Origin of the sequence: Eudoraea sp., from assembly GCF_049669105.1 — a bacterium.
Classification (GTDB): domain Bacteria; phylum Bacteroidota; class Bacteroidia; order Flavobacteriales; family Flavobacteriaceae; genus Eudoraea.
Genome location: NZ_JBATKE010000102.1, coordinates 1 through 3896, shown reverse-complemented (window position 1 = coordinate 3896; position 3896 = coordinate 1). Strand labels below are relative to the sequence as shown.

Genomic DNA, 3896 nt, shown 5'->3' with positions numbered 1-3896 from the left:
GATAGACCCAATCAAAGGATCAAAACTTATTAACTTGGGCATTAGTGCGTTCATTGATTTTTTAATTTCCGGAATTAGGAAGTAATTGATTTCTTGCGTATTCCAAATGTATAATTTTTATTCCCAGTATTGTAAACAGGTTCGTTTTAGCTCATGACATCGTTATACTCTAAACCCCTGAGCATAAATAATTCCCTATCTTTGTAAGAACTGCCCACCTCATCCTTCCTATGATAAATTTCTTCCGCAAAATCCGCAAACAACTTGCTGACGATAACAAACCTTTAAAGTACATGAGGTATGCTTTTGGGGAAATCCTACTTGTTGTGGTTGGTATTTTGATTGCCCTGCAGATCAATAACTGGAATGAAGGCCAACGCGCAAAATCTGAAGAAAAGACCCTGCTGGAAAACCTAAAGGACGACCTAAAATTGGCCAGTCAGCAATCAGAAGGTTTTATCGCTGAAGAGCAGCAACTTATTGATAATTTGATCCTGGCCATGGGAATACAGCCTGATAGGCAGTCCCCCTCTTCAGAATTTTTTTCTGATTCGCTTTTCATTGACATGATATGGGATTTTGAATCCAATGTGCCCGTTATAAATTCCTATGCGGAAATAAAAAATACCGGTAAGACCTCCTTAATCCGTAACCGGGAGATACGCCAAAAGTTTACAAATCTGGAATTAAAGATCAATAATCTAAATAACCTTGTAAAGGACCGGCTTACCGTACAGCAGATTCGAATTGATGACATTGCGCAAGACGACCTGAATTTGGTCCGTTTTACCAAGGGTTCCAAAACCAGACTGGATGTCAATATAGAAAGGGAACCTGAAAATAATTATTCCGAAATTTTAAAGCGGCCAAAGGTACGTAACCTTTTGGCCATGAAACTTCTGCTTACCGCTGACGTACTGGAATTTAGAACTGATCTACAAAAAGAAATTGACCTGATCATTGAATTAATCGAAAAAGAGTTGGGGACTTTCTAAACAGGAAACATAATTTCCCTGTCAGTTTACACTTATAATAATTCCCTTTCTTGTAAAAATATAGCTCCCCAAAATATTTATCTTTGTGTAATTATGCATCAGGAACTGGTATTCTTTAACACGCCCAGATATAAACTAATATTGAGCTTTTCCATTGGTTTATTTCTGTACCTTTTTTTAATTGCTTTCCTGCCTTTTGGAGTCAACAACTACAATCCAAACCACACCTATACTTTTGAATTTCTCTACGAGATAGGCCAATACATTCCAATTACCATCCTCACCTCGATTATTAATGAATTTGGCATTAAACCTTTGTTTAAGGGGCGCTTATCTTATACTTTTATTATTGGGTGGACTATCTGGAGCCTTATATTCCTGGGGCTGATCATGTTCGTTACCTATAATTATCAGGGCGATTGGCATGACTGGAAACTTAGCAGTGTTTTTGGCTTTGTGGCCGATGTTTCCAAAGTATTAATTTTCCCCATAGTAGGTACATTCTTTTATTTCAGGTATAAAGCCCTGCAAGAAAAATATGATGCCTTCCTTACCAATATAGACAGCAGTATCGATGACAAACGCATGATACATTTTACCGGCCAGGGTACAAACGATAAAATTTCCATGATGGTGGCCGACTTTATTTATGCCAAAGCACAGGACAACTATATTGAATTGCACTATTTGAAAAACGGACAAAACTCAAGGTTCCTGATACGTTCCTCTCTGGCAGGTATGCACGATTCCCTGGATTATGGTTTTCTGGTCCGTTGCCATCGCTCCTTTATGGTAAATCTATACAATGTTAGCTCTATCAAAGGCGGCAGGAACGATTTAAGGATCACAATGAGCCATGCAGATGAAATGATCCCCGTTTCAAAAACCTATGTGGATGACACATTAGAGGGGCTAAAAAAATACAAACGTTTCCAGTAAGTCTGTCATTTACCACAAATAATCAAATTTTACCACAAACAAGCTAAAAAGCTGGTGCCCTTGGCCCCTGGCTTTTAAATTCGTTCCAATATCAATCATTAAATTATAATTTTCATGAGAACAAAAATTAAAACAAGTAAGAAACAATGCGCCTTTATTTTTCTGAGTGCCGCATTTTATCTCCTGGTGTACCCGGTACAATCACAGGAAAACAGTAAAGAACACCATGCAATTTTACAGTCTTTTGTAGAAAGCTATAAAACAGATCCCATGGCCTTGTCGGTTACATTTGGGATTGCAGTGGGTGAAGAATGGTGGCATGTTATATCGGAGCGAAAAGAGGAAGGTTATAAAGTAGGTAAGAAGAAACAATATACCTTTCATAATTTCGGTCCAAATGAGGTAACCCTTCATCAGGGAAAACCTAAAGAACCTACCTGGTATTTCAAATTTGCCGATGCCTCGGTTTTGGAAAAAATTAACGCTAAAGTCTGGACCGCAAGTACCGCCAATGCCCGTTCCACCTCAGCCGATGAAGTGGGCCTGGATATCCTTTCCATGGATGGATTTATATATACACAAAAGACAGATGCTATCTCCTACCAGGTGCTGGAACATTTTTGGAAGAAGGATGCCATAGAAATCACCCATTTTACCCGTGATAATACACTGCCCAGCCATGGTGCTGAAATAGTTTCTCTATATACCATGAAAGACAAACGCATAGGGTGGTTCAGTCTGGGTACGGATGAGGCTGCTAATGCAGACGAGCGTCTGGAAAAAGGGCAGGTACCTAACCTGATGATCTTTACCAAGGGCAGGGGAAAAGGCCTTTTTGGGGAGGAAGAATTTGATATTGAGCCCGGAATGAGTGTATTTATAGGTCCCTATGTAAAACACGTAATCTATAATCCGTATGAAGAACCGCTGGAAGGCATCCTGGTACTCTTTGGCGATAATATTGATTTTGCCAAAGGTCAGTCATATCTGGAATTTTTGGAAAGGGAGCAAGACTTCCTGGAAGAAAACGAAAAAAATGTTCAGATAAGCTCCGGGGACCTGGGCAGTAATTAGCCTTCCTCTGATATATACAATATAAAAAAGACCCGGAAGTTTGCCGGGTCTTTTAATATTAATGGTTGTTCTGCCATTTGTACTGCCAAACACCGCTCAGGCTTCCAACGCCCTGGTCTTACCCTTTAAATAAGATTTCTTTCTCCTTAGTACTGCCCTGAACAGGATGTCAAGTATAATATACGCTGTCAGTACCAGGCTTAAGTAAGGCAAAACATCTCCTATAGTATTGTAAATAGTAGCTACTCCTCTGGTCTTCACATTTGCAATTATAGTCTTATCAGTGGAGGAGAAAAAATCCGTTTTAGCCACAATATTCCCATAAGGATCCGTTGCCAAAGAAATTGCCCTGGATACAGGTCTGACTATTGAAACCCCATTTTCGATCCCCCGCAGCACGGCCATATGGGCATGGTAGGGATCTATTGCTTTCCAGTCTCCGGAAGGGATTAGAAGGATATCCGTTTTATTGCTCCCTACCTGTTTCATAAAGTGAGGAAAATCAGCATCGTAACAAATAACCGGGGATAATTTGCCATAGGGCGTATCGATGATTGGTATAATATCATCGGAACCATAATCCTGTTCCGCAAAAGGAACGGGATTGCTTTTCAGATAGGTGTTTGCCAACTCACCTTCCGGGGTAAGAGTCATTGTTTTATTGACCAAAAGCAACCTGTCCGGACTATACGGTCCCGGATTTATCACTCCCAAAGAAATGAAGAGGTAAATCTCTTTTTCCCTGGCCAGCGCTTTGGCCCTTTGAATTACACTTTCCTCCTGATTATTAATAATTAAACTTATGGCTTCTGACCAGACAACTATCTTAGCGCCTTCATCGGCCAGAAGGGCCGTTTTTTGAAAAAGTAGTTCCAGATTACCTTCAAG

Annotated in this window: 4 protein-coding genes; 3 read left to right on the top strand and 1 reads right to left on the bottom strand. The window is 40.0% G+C overall.

Going from position 1 to position 3896, the window contains the following annotated elements:
* Positions 1-293: 293 nt before the first annotated feature.
* The 3 genes from WBM60_RS08700 to WBM60_RS08690 all read left to right on the top strand — a co-directional run bounded on the left by WBM60_RS08700 (position 294) and on the right by WBM60_RS08690 (position 3008).
* Positions 294-995 (top strand): DUF6090 family protein, encoded by a 702-nt coding sequence (locus WBM60_RS08700; protein ID WP_424263236.1) that lies wholly within the window; start codon positions 294-296, stop codon positions 993-995.
* A gap of 93 nt (positions 996-1088) precedes the next feature.
* Positions 1089-1934 (top strand): LytTR family DNA-binding domain-containing protein, encoded by an 846-nt coding sequence (locus WBM60_RS08695; protein ID WP_424282978.1) that lies wholly within the window; start codon positions 1089-1091, stop codon positions 1932-1934.
* Between the two features lie 114 nt (positions 1935-2048).
* Positions 2049-3008 (top strand): cupin domain-containing protein, encoded by a 960-nt coding sequence (locus WBM60_RS08690; protein ID WP_424282977.1) that lies wholly within the window; start codon positions 2049-2051, stop codon positions 3006-3008.
* Positions 3009-3104: 96 nt separating this feature from the next.
* On the opposite strand, the gene WBM60_RS08685 is transcribed toward WBM60_RS08690, so the two are convergent.
* On the bottom strand, positions 3105-3896 hold a 792-nt coding region (locus WBM60_RS08685; RefSeq protein WP_424282976.1), incomplete at its 5' end, for a nitrilase-related carbon-nitrogen hydrolase.

Excerpts from the sequence above, each read along its gene's own strand:
- WBM60_RS08700 (WP_424263236.1), top strand. The coding sequence starts at position 294 with ATGAGGTATGCTTTTGGGGAAATCCTACTTGTTGTGGTTGGTATTTTG.
- WBM60_RS08695 (WP_424282978.1), top strand. The coding sequence starts at position 1,089 with ATGCATCAGGAACTGGTATTCTTTAACACGCCCAGATATAAACTAATA.
- WBM60_RS08690 (WP_424282977.1), top strand. The coding sequence starts at position 2,049 with ATGAGAACAAAAATTAAAACAAGTAAGAAACAATGCGCCTTTATTTTT.